Source organism: Chthonomonas sp. (genome assembly GCF_035294505.1).
GTDB lineage: Bacteria > Armatimonadota > Chthonomonadetes > Chthonomonadales > Chthonomonadaceae > Chthonomonas.
In genome coordinates, this window is sequence record NZ_DATGKU010000085.1 from 21,048 (window position 1) to 35,093 (window position 14,046).

At 56.1% G+C, this 14,046-nt stretch carries 14 protein-coding genes; 7 read left to right on the forward strand and 7 right to left on the reverse strand.

Going from position 1 to position 14,046, the window contains the following annotated elements:
* Positions 1 to 11: 11 nt before the first annotated feature.
* Positions 12 to 1,874, reverse strand: coding sequence for a molecular chaperone DnaK (dnaK, locus tag VKV18_RS04765; protein ID WP_324203082.1), 1,863 nt, complete (start codon positions 1,872 to 1,874; stop codon positions 12 to 14).
* Positions 1,875 to 2,091: 217 nt separating this feature from the next.
* On the opposite strand from dnaK, the gene VKV18_RS04770 reads away from it, so the two are divergent.
* The 3 genes from VKV18_RS04770 to VKV18_RS04780 are packed head-to-tail and all read left to right on the forward strand — an operon-like array spanning position 2,092 to position 6,013.
* A complete protein-coding gene (locus VKV18_RS04770; protein WP_324199740.1) occupies positions 2,092 to 2,766 on the forward strand; it encodes a vWA domain-containing protein in 675 nt (224 codons plus the stop codon).
* A 2-nt stretch (positions 2,767 to 2,768) separates the two neighbouring features.
* Positions 2,769 to 3,545 carry a PP2C family serine/threonine-protein phosphatase gene (locus tag VKV18_RS04775; RefSeq protein WP_324203083.1) on the forward strand — a complete coding sequence of 259 codons (777 nt, stop codon included), beginning with the start codon at positions 2,769 to 2,771 and terminating at the stop codon, positions 3,543 to 3,545.
* 50 nt (positions 3,546 to 3,595) lie between these two features.
* A complete protein-coding gene (locus VKV18_RS04780) occupies positions 3,596 to 6,013 on the forward strand; it encodes a protein kinase domain-containing protein (protein WP_324203084.1) in 2,418 nt (805 codons plus the stop codon).
* On the opposite strand, the gene deoC is transcribed toward VKV18_RS04780, so the two are convergent.
* Complete coding sequence (gene deoC / locus VKV18_RS04785) at positions 6,010 to 6,702, reverse strand: deoxyribose-phosphate aldolase (RefSeq protein ID WP_324203085.1); 693 nt, start codon at positions 6,700 to 6,702, stop codon at positions 6,010 to 6,012. The two genes, VKV18_RS04780 and deoC, sit on opposite strands and share 4 nt — an antisense overlap.
* Before the next feature lie 189 nt (positions 6,703 to 6,891).
* Here deoC and hppD point away from each other — a divergent pair, with 189 nt between their 5' ends.
* The 4 genes from hppD to VKV18_RS04805 are packed head-to-tail and all read left to right on the forward strand — an operon-like array spanning position 6,892 to position 10,092.
* Positions 6,892 to 7,998, forward strand: a complete 1,107-nt coding sequence (gene hppD, locus VKV18_RS04790) for a 4-hydroxyphenylpyruvate dioxygenase (RefSeq protein WP_324203086.1) — start codon at positions 6,892 to 6,894, stop codon at positions 7,996 to 7,998.
* Positions 7,995 to 8,954 carry a fumarylacetoacetate hydrolase family protein gene (locus tag VKV18_RS04795; protein ID WP_324203087.1) on the forward strand — a complete coding sequence of 320 codons (960 nt, stop codon included), beginning with the start codon at positions 7,995 to 7,997 and terminating at the stop codon, positions 8,952 to 8,954. The genes hppD and VKV18_RS04795 overlap by 4 nt, the downstream gene beginning before the upstream one ends.
* Positions 8,947 to 9,885, forward strand: coding sequence for a YihY/virulence factor BrkB family protein (locus VKV18_RS04800; RefSeq protein WP_324203088.1), 939 nt, complete (start codon positions 8,947 to 8,949; stop codon positions 9,883 to 9,885). Before VKV18_RS04795 ends, VKV18_RS04800 begins: the two co-directional genes overlap by 8 nt.
* Positions 9,886 to 9,912: 27 nt before the next feature.
* Entirely contained in the window at positions 9,913 to 10,092 is a 180-nt protein-coding gene (locus VKV18_RS04805) for a hypothetical protein (RefSeq protein WP_324203089.1), read from the forward strand.
* A gap of 105 nt (positions 10,093 to 10,197) precedes the next feature.
* Here VKV18_RS04805 and VKV18_RS04810 read toward each other — a convergent pair whose 3' ends face one another.
* From VKV18_RS04810 to VKV18_RS04830, 5 genes are all read right to left on the reverse strand, one after another.
* A complete protein-coding gene (locus VKV18_RS04810; protein WP_324203090.1) occupies positions 10,198 to 10,959 on the reverse strand; it encodes a 2-phosphosulfolactate phosphatase in 762 nt (253 codons plus the stop codon).
* On the reverse strand, positions 10,959 to 11,633 hold the full coding sequence (locus tag VKV18_RS04815) for a macro domain-containing protein (protein WP_324203091.1): 675 nt from the start codon (positions 11,631 to 11,633) through the stop codon (positions 10,959 to 10,961). The genes VKV18_RS04810 and VKV18_RS04815 overlap by 1 nt, the downstream gene beginning before the upstream one ends.
* A 33-nt stretch (positions 11,634 to 11,666) precedes the next feature.
* A complete protein-coding gene (locus VKV18_RS04820; RefSeq protein WP_324203092.1) occupies positions 11,667 to 13,034 on the reverse strand; it encodes a nicotinate phosphoribosyltransferase in 1,368 nt (455 codons plus the stop codon).
* Positions 13,035 to 13,144: 110 nt separating this feature from the next.
* On the reverse strand, positions 13,145 to 13,765 hold the full coding sequence (upp, locus tag VKV18_RS04825) for a uracil phosphoribosyltransferase (RefSeq protein WP_324203093.1): 621 nt from the start codon (positions 13,763 to 13,765) through the stop codon (positions 13,145 to 13,147).
* Between the two features lie 77 nt (positions 13,766 to 13,842).
* Positions 13,843 to 14,046, reverse strand: a 204-nt coding sequence (locus tag VKV18_RS04830; RefSeq protein WP_324203094.1) for a hypothetical protein, incomplete at its 5' end; no start/stop codon positions are given.

Below are 14,046 nucleotides of genomic sequence, written 5' to 3' on the forward strand. Positions count from 1 at the left end.
GGAACGAAAGATCATTTGAACTCCGTGTCAATCACGGTCTCTTCGGGCGACTCTTGCTCGCCGCCCGCAGCACCATCCGCACTATGGCTGTTGTGCGTGCCCGCCGTGGCGTGTTGATAGACCGCTTCCGAGAGGCGATACATCGTCTGCTCTAGCGCTTGAGTTAGCTCTTGCAAGCGCTCGACCGAGGTATCGCCGGCGTTGATGGCCGATTTCAGATCGCTTATCTGCTTCTCCAGAGTCGCCTTCAAATCCAGCGGCACCTTGTCACCAAGATCGCGTATCTGTTTTTCCGCCGCATAGATAGCCGATTCGGCACGGTTGCGCGCCTCTGCGCGTTCGCGCTGTTTGCGGTCTTCTTCGGCGTGCTGTGCCGCCTCACGCATCATGCGGTCAATCTCTTCGCGGGTCAGGTTGCTGCTACCGGTAATGGTTATCTTCTGCTCACGTCCGGTGCCGAGGTCGCGTGCCGACACGCTGAGGATACCGTTGGCATCAATATCGAAGGTAACCTCGATCTGCGGCACACCGCGCGGCGCCGGCGGGATACCGGTGAGCTGGAAGTCACCGAGGAACTTGTTGGCCGCAGCGATCTCGCGCTCGCCTTGATAGACTTTCACATGGACGCTCGTTTGCCCGTCCTCTGCGGTGGTAAATATCTGGCTCTTGCGGGTCGGGATGGTGGTGTTGCGCTCGATGAGCTTGGTCATCACACCGCCAAGCGTCTCGATACCCAGCGACAGCGGGGTTACATCGAGCAACAGGATGTTGGTACCTTTGCTGCCTCCCTCGCTGGCGAGCACGCTGGCCTGAATGGCGGCCCCTACGGCGACCACCTCGTCCGGGTTCACCGTTTTGTTAGGCTCCTTGCCGCCACTGAGCTGGCGCACCAGCTCCTGAATCATCGGCATGCGTGTTGACCCACCCACCAACACGATCTCGTCGATATCGGAGGGTTTCAGCTTCGCATCGGCCAGGGCGCGCTCGAACGGTCCTTTACAACGCTCCACGAGGTCGCGCGTAATATCCTCGAACTTAGCTCGCGTGAGCGTTACATCGAGATGCACCGGCCCGTCCGGCGTACTGGAGATGAAGGGCAAGTTGATGTTGGTTTGCGTAACGGTAGAAAGCTCTATCTTGGCTTTCTCGGCGGCCTCACGCAAGCGCTGCAGAGCTTGTCTATCTTTACGCACGTCAATACCGGTCTCGCGTTTAAACTCCTCGGCCACATAGTCCACGATACGTTGATCCCAGTCATCACCACCAAGATGCGTATCGCCGCTCGTGGCCAGCACCTCCAGCACGGAACCACCATCCTCGGTGGTGCCGATCTCTAACAGAGAGACATCGAAGGTACCGCCGCCGAGGTCAAACACAAGCACGCGCTCCTCTTTCTTTTTATCAAGTCCGTAGGCCAGCGCTGCCGCCGTCGGCTCGTTGATGATGCGAAGCACTTTAAGCCCGGCGATTTCACCGGCGTTCTTTGTAGCGGTTCGCTGAGCATCGTTAAAGTAGGCCGGCACGGTTATAACGGCCTCCGTTACCGGTTCGCCCAAATAGGCTTCGGCGTCCGCTTTCAGTTTTTGCAGGATCATCGCCGAAATCTCTTCGGGTTTGTAGGTTCTATCCCCGATGGGGATGACCTCGGAGGTTCCCATTTTGCGTTTGACAGAGATAACCGTGCGGTCGGGGTTAATAATGGCCTGGCGTTTAGCAGGCGCTCCCACAAGACGTTCACCGGTTTTAGTAAACGCCACGACCGATGGCGTCAAACGGCTTCCCTCCGAGTTGGGGATAACCGTTACCTCACCGCCCTCCACCACGGCGATGACCGAGTTGGTAGTACCCAAGTCAATACCAACCGCTTTTCCCATATCCTTTAAATCCTCCAGGGTTCGTTTTTCCGTTGCTATTATCTTGAAGACACTAGTATTATACCATTTTAGTGTGTCATTATCAAATTACGCAACGCTGAGAAAGAGGGTTCCCCTTCCCTTGTCACCGTGATTTCTGCCCCTCCGAAAGCGTAGTATAATTTTAGAGACAACAGAACGCGATTCGTAACACAGAATAAAAAGGTAGGTGTTGGATATGAGTGTTCCTTCTGCGTTGGAAGAGGCCGTTGAGTTTGCGGAAAACCCGGAGCCACGATGCCCCTGTGTGCTTCTGCTGGATACCTCCGGCTCCATGAACGGCCCTGCCATAGACGCCCTTAATGAGGGATTGAAAACGTTTAAAAACGACCTGATGCGCGACCCCCTTGCCTCCAAAAGAGTAGAGGTCGCCATAGTGGCCTTCAATAACGACGTGACGGTTGTTCAAGATTTCGTCACTGCCGACCAGTTCGACCCGCCTACCCTCACTGCAGGCGGCATGACCCACATGGGAACGGCCATTAACAAAGCCCTCGACATGATTGCCGCCCGAAAAGCCCAGTATCGCGCCAACGGAATCGCCTACTATCGCCCGTGGGTCTTTCTCATCACCGACGGGGCACCGCAAGGGGAGCCGGATGAGGTGGTGGAGCGCGCCGCCCAAAGAATTCGAGAAGAAGAGGCGGCTAAACGGGTAGCCTTTTTTGCCGTTGGGGTGGAAAATGCGGATATGAACAAACTGGCTCAAATTGCCGTGCGAACGCCCGTTAAACTCGTGGGCCTTAACTTTGTAGAGATGTTTGTTTGGCTTTCGGCCTCCATGCAAAAGGTATCGCAGTCCCAAGTAGATGAGCAGGTGGCGCTTCCACCACCTGGATGGGGTACGGTTTAACGGTGACACACAGCGGGGTTTGGAAGGTCGTTTCGGCTTCTGTGGCCGGAACAGGCCATGTTCGTGCCGGATACCCTTGTCAAGACGCTCATGAATGCCTTGTTCTACCGAAAGGCCTGCTTTTGATCGCCGTTGCCGATGGCGCCGGCTCCGCACAGTTTGGCCAACTCGGCGCGACCCTGGCCGTACAAAGCTCGCTCCACTTCTGTGCGGAGCAGGCCCCAAATCTTCATGAAGCGTCGCAGGCACAAAAAAACCTTATCGGCGGCCTCTGCACAGCACGAGCGCGTTTAGAACAGGAGGCGGAAACACAGCAGATAGAGCTGCGTGAGCTGGCCTGCACGCTGCTGCTCGTCGCTGCAACCCCCCGTTTCGTGGCTGCCGCACAGGTAGGTGATGGAACCAGCGTTGGGCTTTTCCCCAACGATACATTACGTACTCTTACCCGGCCCCCACAAACCGAGTATGTTAACGAGACCCTGTTCCTAACCTCTTCCTCCAGCTTGGAAGCCGCCCAGTTTGCCTTCCATCCAGAGGGGCCGCTGGGCATCGCCGTCACCACCGACGGCCTGCAGCGCCTCGCGCTCAAACTGCCGGAGGCCGAACCCCACGCTCCCTTCTTTCTTCCGCTTTTTCGATTCGCCGCTCATATCGGCGCCGATGGTCAACAACAGCTTGAAGCCTTTCTGCGATCGCCGCGCCTTGCAGAACGTACCGACGACGACTTAACCCTCGTGCTCGCCGTGCGCCACCGTGAACTGCATGGCCGGACCGTTTAACTCCGATGCGCCTTATCCGTAAGTCTAATGGTTCCAGTATTCTTGTAGATATGAATCATCCGCTGGGCTCCGGCGGAGAGGCGCGGGTTTTTGCGGTTACCGATGCAGAACGGCTTTGCGCCAAAATTTACCACCAGCCAACCCCAGAACAGGTGCGCAAGCTCACCGTTATGGTGGAAAATCCTCCCGATATCCCCATCTCCGGCGCCGACCACCACTCGATTGCCTGGCCGATAGACCTGCTCTATCATGCCTACGGCAGTCGTGGGTTTGCCGGCTTCCTTATGCCGCGCGTTAGCGGAATGCGCCCCCTCTTTAACGTCTACAATCCGGCCATTCGCCGCAAGGAAACCCCGCTTTTCACTTACGAATATCTCTATACGTCCGCCATCAACGTCGCTTGGGCCGTCCGCGCCCTGCATCAACGAGGCTATGTGATCGGCGACATCAACGAATCGAATATCCTAGTCAAAGACACCGGCCTGGTTACGTTGGTGGATACCGACTCGTTTCAGGTACATGACCCGGTTAGGCAGACGACCTATCGCTGCCCGGTTGGCAAGCCGGACTATACCCCTCCCGAGCTTCAAAACTGCAATTTCCGCACCATCGATCGCACGCCGGAGCACGATCTCTTTGGGCTAGCTGTTCTTATCTTTCAGCTTCTTATGGAGGGCACGCATCCCTTCTCCGGCATCTATTTGGGGCATGGCGACCCTCCCCCCTACAGCGAGCGCATTCGAGCTGGTCATTATCCCTATGGGGCACGCCCTGTGCCCTATAAACCGATGCCACAAGCTCCCCCTATGGCGCTTTTGCCTCCTACTCTCAAGGCCCTTTTCGCCCGTTGTTTCGAGGATGGCTTCCACGACCCCTCGGCACGCCCGGATGCGGCCACCTGGAGTGCTGCCCTAAAAGAGGCTGCCGCTTCGCTCACGGTTTGTACCGAGAACCCCCTTCATCGCTATGGTGCCCATCTTACTCGCTGCCCCTGGTGTGAACGCAAAGCGCTGTTGGGAGGGCGTGATCCGTTTCCACCCGAGCCGCAGGAGCCTATCAAACGCCCATCACGGTCGCAGCCGGCTCGCTACCCGGTTACCCTGCCCCCTCGCAATCTTCCTGCGCCGCAGCCCGCACAGGCCTCGCCTGTCGTTTCGCCTTCGCCTCAACAAGCGGTAGCCGCCTCTGGATCGGCCGGCGTGCCCTCCGCGATGTCATGGCCTCTAGCCCCATCGGCCTACTACAACTCCTACAGCACCCCCCTGCCCCGTCTCCCCTCCCTACCACCCTATCCGGCAGCCACATGGGCTGCTGGTGTCTTGGCACTCTTGGCCATTTTTCTGCCCGTGCTGCACTTTATTACAGGCCTCTTTGCACTTATAGCTGCTATCATCGGATGGAAGGTCGCCCGAGCCGGCAGACCCATGGCCTTTCTCTCCGGGCTTACAGGGGCCTTAGCTGTAACCGTGGTGCTTGCCCATGCGGCGGAAAGGCGCTATATCCCCGCCTATGTACGCACCATTAGCGAAAGCGGCCCCATCTACTCCGTCGCTTTCTCACCGGATAGCAGCACCGTGGCCACGGCGATGGGCCGTAACGAAGACCAACGCCTCATCCCTGGCGAGCTGAACCTCTACGACACCGTTGAGGGAACGCTCGATCGCTCCATCACAGGCATCGGCAGCGTTACGGCTGTGGCCTACTCCCCAGATGGCAAACTGTTAGCAAACGGCACCGATGCCGTTCTCCTTAACGGCAGTGTTCGGCTGCGCGATGCCCATAGCTATCTTACCCGTGGCGAACTTAACGGATTTCAAGGAGATGTAAGTGCCTTGGCCTTCTCGCACGATAGTCAACGCCTGGCCGTAGGCACACGCGCACGTACGGTAGAGGTTTGGGATGTGCATCGGCTCTACCCGGTGGCGCAAATACCCGCACCGGGAGAGGTGTTCGGCGTGGCCTTTTCTAACGACAATCGGCTCGTTGCCATCGCAAGCGGGTCGGTTACAAGCGGACTTCCCGGCCATGTTTGCATATACGATCTTTCAACTGCCCGCTTCCTCTGGAACCATCGCGCCCACGGCGCACAAGCGCTCTCTGTTGCCTTCTCGCCGGATGACAAAGTGCTTTATAGTGCAGGGGTAGACAACGCCATCCGAGTTTGGGATGTCCACTCCGGCAAGCTACTTCGCATGATAAGCGCCGACGACGCAGGCGGCCTGAACGCGGTGGCGCTCTCGCCGGATGGCACGAAAGCGGTAAGCGGCAGCACCGACGGCGTCGTGCGTCTATGGGACATGCGTACCGGCCAGGTGCTCTATCGGTTTGTGCCTCCGGACAACACATCTCAGGAGGAGGACGCCATTATCAACGCGGTATCCTACGCCCCGAACGGACGCTTCATTGCCGCCGGAACCCAAGGGGGCACGCTCTACATCTGGAGGGTGCCGGCTCGATTCGTTCATTAGGCCGTTTGCTCAAAAGCACGCATGGCCTCTTCCATAATTATCACGCTGGCGCTACAACCAATTCTATCGGCTCCTGCTTCTAGCATCTCCAATGCCGCTTGCAAGGTGCGAATGCCTCCCGCAGCCTTTACCTTACACCGCTCTCCGGCCACTTGTCGCAGCAGACGCACGTCTTCGAGCGTTGCACCACCCGAAGCAAAACCGGTGGATGTTTTGAGAAAATCGGCGCCGCTTTCTAACGCTATCTCCGCCGCGCGCCGCTTCTGCATGGTGTTGAGTAAAGCGCACTCTAAAATGACTTTTAACACCCCTCCCCCCGCGTGCACATGCTCAGCTACCTGCCGAATATCGTCGGCAACCAGCTGCCAATCGGCATCGTGAACGGCACCGAGGTCAATCACCATATCGAATTCAGTGGCTCCCTGCTCTTGTGCGCGTTCCACCTCATAAACCTTTACTGCTGTTCCATTCGCCCCATGAGGAAACCCTATCACGGTGCCTATGGGGATGCCTGTATTCTCAAGCTCTTTCACTGCAAGGGGCACGCGCACCGGCTGCACACAAACAGAAGCAAACCGGTAAGCCCGTGCCTCTGCACAGAGCCGCCGAATATCGTCGGCGGAAGCTTCAGGGCGCAAAAGCGTATGGTCAATGCACTTTGCCAGCGCTTCTGGAGAACGGATAGCCATTTTTCGCTCCATGACAAGTTCAAAGCCTGTATGTTATACCCGTTGGATGTCTTCTTAGAGCATGAATCGCTGAAACAACCTTGCCTTAAAACCCGTCTCTATTGACAGAGTTAGTCCTAGAAACCATAATAGTTTTTGAGGCCCAGAAGGCCTACGATGACAACGCTCGCTCGAACCGAGGAGACCAATATGAACACACAAGAGCTGCCCATACGGCGTATTGACCACATAAGGTTTTTTGTGGGAAACGCCCGCCAATCGGCCTACTTCTATCGCAATGCCTTTGGCTTCGAGGTTGTTGCCTACGCCGGTCTCGAGACCGGTGTTCGCCATGAGGCCGCCTATCTTCTGCGCCAAGGTGACATCCATTTTGTGCTTGCTTCCCCGCTGCGCGCCGACCATCCGGATAATCACCGCCTGCTGATTCACGGGGATAGTGTGCAAGATATCGCCTTTGAAGTGGACGATGTGGAGGCTGCCTATCAAACCGCCCTGGACAAGGGCGCCACGAGCGCCAAAGAACCTACCTACCATGAGGATGAGGAGGGGGTTTACGTTCATGCAGCCATTCACACCTACGGCGATACCATCCACAGCTTCGTCAATCGCGATCGCTATCGAGGTCTCTTCGCCCCAGGCTTTAAACCGCTCGATCCGGAGCGCTATAGCCCACGCACCTTCCATCCGGTGGGTTTTAAGAGCATAGACCATATCGTCGGAAATGTGGAGCTGGGCCAAATGGATCGCTGGGTTCACTTCTATGAGGAGGTGCTTGGCTTTAAGCAGCTGATCAGCTTCGACGATAAGGACATCAGCACCGAGTACACAGCCCTTATGTCAAAGGTGGTGCAGGGCGGTCAAGGACGCATTAAATTTCCTCTCAATGAGCCGGCTCCAGGTCGCAAACGTTCGCAAGTTGAGGAGTTTCTGGAGTTCTACGGAGGTCCCGGAGTGCAGCATATCGCGCTTTCCACCGATGACATCATCTCCACCGTGCGGGCTTTACGCCATAACGATGTCTCTTTTCTTCATGTCCCCGACACCTATTACGAGATGTTGCCGGCCCGCGTAGGTCAGATTGAAGAAGACCTTCACGAGTTGGCCCAGTTGGGCATCCTCGTAGACCGTGATGATGAGGGCTATCTTCTGCAGATTTTCACAAAACCGGTGGAAGACCGGCCCACCCTGTTCTTCGAGGTCATCCAACGACATGGGTCGCAATCGTTCGGCAAAGGAAACTTTAAGGCGCTCTTTGAGGCCATCGAGCGAGAGCAGGCGCGACGAGGAACCTTATGAAGTTACTTCGTCTGAAGAGCGAGCCACGCTTCTACTACATTCTGATCGGAGAGGAGATATTCGACTTTGCGGTAACTGTGCCCGGCGACCTCCGTCTTACCATGCCGCTCGACGCCAACGAGTTCCTGCCTATTATCTGCCAAATGCGAAAGCGGGGCAACCTTTTAGAGCGCCATCAGAAACGGCTTGAGAAGATCGGGCCGGAGGAACTTCGGCCTTTCCGCAGACCCTTCCCTCTTGAAGACCTCGATCTGCCCGTGCGTCCTACCTCCTTTCGAGACTTCTACGCTTTTGAGGAGCATGTGCGTAATGCACGACGCCAGAGAGGACTAGACATGATTCCGGAGTGGTATGAGGCTCCGGCCTTCTACTTTTCCAACACGGCCTGCATGCTACCACACAGGGCCGCAGTGCCCAAACCCGCAGAAACGGAGGAGCTTGACTTCGAGCTAGAGGTCGCAGCGGTTATTGGAATGGCAGGCAGCAACATTCCCGTAGAGGAAGCAGACAGCTACATTGCCGGTTTCACCATTTTAAACGACTGGAGCGCGCGCGATATTCAACGGCGCGAAATGAAGGTGGGGCTTGGCCCGGCCAAAGGCAAGGATTTCGCGACCTCCCTAGGGCCTTACCTCGTGACACCCGATGAGCTGGAACCTCGAGCGTTACCCGAAAACGGGCGGGGACGCCGCTATGACCTCACGATGAAAGCGTTTGTGAACGGGCAGCAGATATCTTACGGTAACCTTAAAGAGATGCACTGGACGTTCGCCGAACTCATTGCCCACGCCTCGCGAAACACCACCCTCCTACCGGGCGACCTTATCGGCTCCGGCACCGTGGGCACAGGCTGTCTGGTGGAGTTCCCGCCAGGAACCTACCCTTGGCTGCGCCCCGGCGACGTCGTGCGTTTAGAAGTCGATCTGCTTGGCACCTTAGAGAATCGCATTGTTTAAGCAAAACCCCACGGATTCAAACCCAAAAAGGAACGGGCTGTCGGCGTCCTATCGTCGCGGTAAGCGCATTGGCCGCACCATTTGGCGCTACCTTTACACCATTTATCAGGCCTATAGTCGGCACGAAGGAAGCATGATGGCCTGCGCCTGTGCCTACTGCATTCTCCTTTCCCTGGTGCCATTTCTCGCTTTCGGCATTGCGGTTATAGGTTTTTTTATTGGCAGTTCCGAGCGCGCCCTGCATAGCTTCATATCGTCCGTTGAGGGCTTTCTTCCCCTTAACCCCGGCTTTTTGCAGTCTACTCTCGACCATATTCTGGCCAATCGGGGTACTCTAGGGCTTATTGGGCTTGTGGGCTTGCTTTATGGGGCGCATCAAGCGTTTCTCGTGCTTGAAAATGCGCTTAACCTTATATGGGAGGTAAGAGAACCGCGCAAGTGGTATCAGAGGCGTTTTATTGCCCTGGAGGCTACCGTGCTTACCATTCTGTTTATGGGGGCCGATATGAGCGCCGCGGTGGTCATGGCGTTCTTCTCTCATCTCTTTCCCTACCTCACCGCTTCTCTTAGCTCTCTCATTCAAGTGGGGCTTACGCTTCTACCGCTTGTTCTTACAACACTGCTTTTCTACGAGCTTTATCGGCTTCTGCCCGCCTATCGCCCTCCCAAACGCCCTGCCTTCATCGGCGCCATCGTAGCCGCTATCTTCTGGGAGCTTATTCGAATCGCATTTAGCTTCTTTCTGCTTCGTTTCCATTCTTATGATAAGCTCTATGGCTCACTCAGCAAGCTTGTGGCGCTGGTAATCTGGACTTACTATTCCATGGTCATCTTTCTACTTGGAGCCGAGATCGCGGCCGATTTAGCACGAAAAGAAAGAGAAAAGGAGTTGGAAACGACTCGTGCGGAAATTACGTCTATTCAAGAGTAATCCGTTTTAAAGAAGGGAGATTCTGCGATGCGCATTGTTTTCCTCGTCATTGCGATGATCGTCGGCTTCATCTTATGGAAGCTTTTGTTAGGCGTGATCGCTTGGGTGGGCCACCTCTTTTTCATCGCTCTCGAGATCGCGCTCCTTGTGTGGCTCATCTCCGAAGTCTATAAGCTGCTAACAAGCAAGAATAAGGAACTGCTTTAACCGTTGTTCAAACCATACCCCCAATAGGACATATAGGGTAAGGTAAGCGCAAAGCCACCCCAACAATATTGGTAAACAATATTTGTCAGCAGTTGGCAACCCTATTTAAGCCGGAATGAGAAATATAGGGGCTTTTGGTAGCTCCGCCGATGGGTCTTTCGCCAATTCGGGAACTACAGACAGCCGATCGGGTTGGGCACAGTAGGCTACGTCCTCACCGAAACCTATTTCGGCAAGATGTTGGGCATGGCGTCCCTCAAGCCAGCTACGAAGGAGTTGAGGGTCTTGCTGCCAAAGACGTTTACAGGCCACGGCAGCGTCGTCTAACCGAGGAAGTTCCCAGGGTGTGGCTTGGGCGATAAGCGCTTCCACGAAGAGACCGGCAGAGGTAGCATCCTCCAGCGTGAAATTGCCATCCGTTCCGCTGCACACGATAACGATATCTCCCTCAGCCTGTTGGGCTGCAGCCCATGCCGCTTGGGCAACGGCCGCTCGATTGAGCGGTGCCCCTGCAAAAACTCGCCGAGCTTGTCTCGCCTGTGCCAAAGCACGTGTGCCGTTGGTTGTGGAAAGCACAACGGGCCGCCCTTGAAAATCTTGTGTGAGAAACTCCACCGGGGAGTTACCGAAGTCGAATCCCTCTGGCTTTCGTCCTTCCGTCTCTCCACAAAGCAGCAGATGGTTTTCGCGTGCAAAACGGATGGCGGCTTCATGCCCCTCTGCCACGTAAACACGGGGGCAGTTGCGTGCAAAGAGCACGGCGATGGCGGAGGTAGCCCGTAAGGCGTCTATAACGATGCAGACGGCATTTCGAATATCCCCAACCAAAGCCGGCAAGAGCGCGACACGAATCTCCATGGTGCGCATTAGAGGCGCCTAAGCTCGCGCAGATAGACCTCGGCGTTGCTTGGGTCGTAGCACCAAAGGTGAATCTGCTCCATAAGTCCCCGGCATGCGCGAATGGCTTCCACCATGGCAAGGGCGGTGGATTCGGCAACCGCCCTTTGCAGAGAGAGGGTCACCTGATTTGGTTGGGGCATGAGGTTGTTTGTGAAATCCGGCAAGATAACGCCCGTGCAATCCCGTTGACGCGCCAACTCCATCGCCCTCCGCACCGCGTGAACGATTCGTTCGGGAGAGCTTTGTTTTTGATGATCGAAAATAACGGCGAGAGCCGTATAGGCATAACGATAGCGCGCGCCGCTTACAATAAGCGCCTCGCCGGGCGGCATCGGGGCAAACCGATCGGCCTCCCTTTGCGGGCGATCGGCACCGTAGTCACGAGCAAGCTTGGCGGCTCCATAAACCATCTTCAGATCTGGCGAAACGGGCACGATGATGGCCTGTTTTCTCCGAAAGAACGGCGCTCCCAACATGCGCGCCGGCAACTTATAGGAGGCCGACCATAGCTGCACATTAAGTCCATCGCGTTGCACCCTATACAGAGGATGAATGAAGGGCTGTGCAAGTCTCAGATGGCGCAGGCAGCGCCGCCACGATGGACGATTTTCTTGAGATGTCGGGAGATGAACAACAACCATCTGTCTATTTCCTCTTTCTCGTCTTTGAACTTGTTAGGGCGGCAGTCGGTCTACCGGTTTTAGGTCGGGGTTATCGCAGGCCTGCCGTCCTTTTTTTGCCATAGGATACCACTTTCCGTGAATGCGTACCCGCACGATGTCGGCGGTATAGTCGTTTGTGGTGCCGCACTCGGCACAATTCGAGAAAAGCGCCGAGCCTACACCATAGGCATCTACGGGAACATGCATCTCCTCGAAAGCCCGTATGCGCTGCGGATTGAACCCACCACTGACGATGATCTTCACTCGATGACACCATTCACGCGCTCTATCCACCCAACGGGCGGGGAGGTCCCATGCCTCAAAAGCGGTATCAATGGCGGCACGCAAGGCGAAACAGAGACGGGGATTTACCCCATTATCCAGGCGAGGGTCACCCAAAGGGGCGACGCTTACATCGCGCATATTCCCGCTGGTATCCGGCCGTACACCATAGAGCACATATCGCTGGGCCTCTTCGGGCCGGCCAGCCTCCATCAACTGCATGTAGCGGCTAAACATGCGCTCCATCACGGCGAGCGTATCACCCAAACAGTTGTTATGAAAATCCACCAGCGCGATGCGCGGTATGGAGGGCGGCAGAACCGCTGCAAAGGCGAGCATAGTCTCCGCCGTATCTCCCAAAAAACAGGCGATAGCTGCATGGGCCACCGTGCCGCCTCCAGCCCCACCCCACCAATCGCCCTGCTCATCGGTAGAAACCAAAGAGGGATTCGTGCGCCCATGCTGGGCATTGTAGACCTGCACGGCGATGTGGTAGGCATATCCATCGCCCGCCTGAACTTCGTGAGCGTCGAAACGTGCCGGGAAAAAGAGCACATCCTTGCCTCTGGCCGCCTCGAGAACCTGGTAGACATTGGTGGCGATGCGCGATCCGCGCGTGAGAGCGCCCAGCGTGGGCGTCTCCAAAATGGCAAAATCGCGATAGCGCCCCCGTACCTTTAACACCGGCTGTACCTGCATGGGATCACCGGAGTAGGTGGCGATATTGCCATCGTGAACGGCCAACACCTCCAAATTCTCAAACGTATCTATCCATTCCCCCCGTTCGTTGAAGTAGCCGGTGCAGGTCTGCAGCATGGCAAGGGCTTTATCCACACCCACCACAATGCACATAGGTTGGCGGCGTGGGAACCATTGCATCTCGACCTCGATGTTACCGATGTCCACATTCGAGATATCTACTCCGATATCGGAAAGATCGGGACAACTGCCGCCAAAGCGATAGCCCTGACGAGCCAACTCGGCCAAGAGAGCTACAATGTTATAGAAGTACTTATCCGAATACCAACCGCGGCGCATCCGCTCCACATCAAGCTTAAATGTGCTTACTGGCAAGCGCTTGCCGTCGAATACGCTCATAGTTCGCCGTTTGCCTTGCCCACCACCCCAACAGCACGCCGGGGCGAATGGGACTGCCTCTCTCCTTTTTCCTCAAGTCCATATCATATAACGGTATTATGACACAGAGCCTAGAAGGTTCCATACAGCCTGTCGCCGAAATCGCCAAGGCCGGGCAAGATAAAGCTTTTTGCGTTCAGGTCTCTATCGCGTGCGGCTGCCACGATCTGCAGTGCAGGAAAAGCTTTCTCTAATTTGGCGATACCCTGGGGGGCCGCAACCACGCAGAGCAAGATAACTTTTTCGGCTCCAGCCTCATAGAGGCTTTTAGCCGCCCGATAGGCCGACCCCCCTGTGGCGAGCATAGGGTCTAGCAAAAACGCCGTTTTGCCGGCCATGTTCGGCAGTTTACAGTAGTACGAATGGGCTTCTGCAGTGACCTCATCGCGTTCTAAGCCTACATAGCCGACGGCTGCGCCGGGGAGCATCTCTAGCGTGGGCTCAAGCATTCCAAGGCCGGCACGCAATACCGGCACGGCCACAATCTCCACATCTAGCTCGCGGCCTTCCATCTCCTCCAACGGCGTGCGAATGGTACGGGGGCGTGTGGGCAGGTTTTTTGTGGCCTCTGCAATGAGAATGTGCGTTAAGGCCCGCGTAAGCGGACGAAACTGTTCCGGAGGCGTGTTTTCATCGCGTAGGCGCGTCACAATATGATCGGCAAGGGCATGGTTCAAGACGGTTAGCGACATTCCCTTCTCAGCCTTCTTCCTGTTTTGATTTTGATAGTGAAATACCCAAAATAGTCTCTCTTTTGCCAGAGCCTATTTTAGGACGCCTGTTTTTCTCTTTGAAAATCTCCCTTCCTTTCGCCAATCCGCCGTTTCCCAATCTCTATCTGCTGGGCAATGGCCGCCATGACGGTTTCGAGAATCTGTTCGCGCGAGGCATCGGGCGAAAAATGGATGGGCGGGCCGAAACAGATGGCAAGGCGTGCCCGTCGTAGCTTTTTCGCTCCGGGAGGCAGCATATC

Coding starts and splice junctions, on each gene's coding strand:
- dnaK (WP_324203082.1), bottom strand. CDS start 1,874: ATGGGAAAAGCGGTTGGTATTGACTTGGGTACTACCAACTCGGTCATC.
- VKV18_RS04770 (WP_324199740.1), top strand. CDS start 2,092: ATGAGTGTTCCTTCTGCGTTGGAAGAGGCCGTTGAGTTTGCGGAAAAC.
- VKV18_RS04780 (WP_324203084.1), top strand. CDS start 3,596: ATGAATCATCCGCTGGGCTCCGGCGGAGAGGCGCGGGTTTTTGCGGTT.
- deoC (WP_324203085.1), bottom strand. CDS start 6,702: ATGGCTATCCGTTCTCCAGAAGCGCTGGCAAAGTGCATTGACCATACG.
- hppD (WP_324203086.1), top strand. CDS start 6,892: ATGAACACACAAGAGCTGCCCATACGGCGTATTGACCACATAAGGTTT.
- VKV18_RS04795 (WP_324203087.1), top strand. CDS start 7,995: ATGAAGTTACTTCGTCTGAAGAGCGAGCCACGCTTCTACTACATTCTG.
- VKV18_RS04805 (WP_324203089.1), top strand. CDS start 9,913: ATGCGCATTGTTTTCCTCGTCATTGCGATGATCGTCGGCTTCATCTTA.
- VKV18_RS04810 (WP_324203090.1), bottom strand. CDS start 10,959: ATGCGCACCATGGAGATTCGTGTCGCGCTCTTGCCGGCTTTGGTTGGG.
- VKV18_RS04815 (WP_324203091.1), bottom strand. CDS start 11,633: ATGGTTGTTGTTCATCTCCCGACATCTCAAGAAAATCGTCCATCGTGG.
- VKV18_RS04820 (WP_324203092.1), bottom strand. CDS start 13,034: ATGAGCGTATTCGACGGCAAGCGCTTGCCAGTAAGCACATTTAAGCTT.
- upp (WP_324203093.1), bottom strand. CDS start 13,765: ATGTCGCTAACCGTCTTGAACCATGCCCTTGCCGATCATATTGTGACG.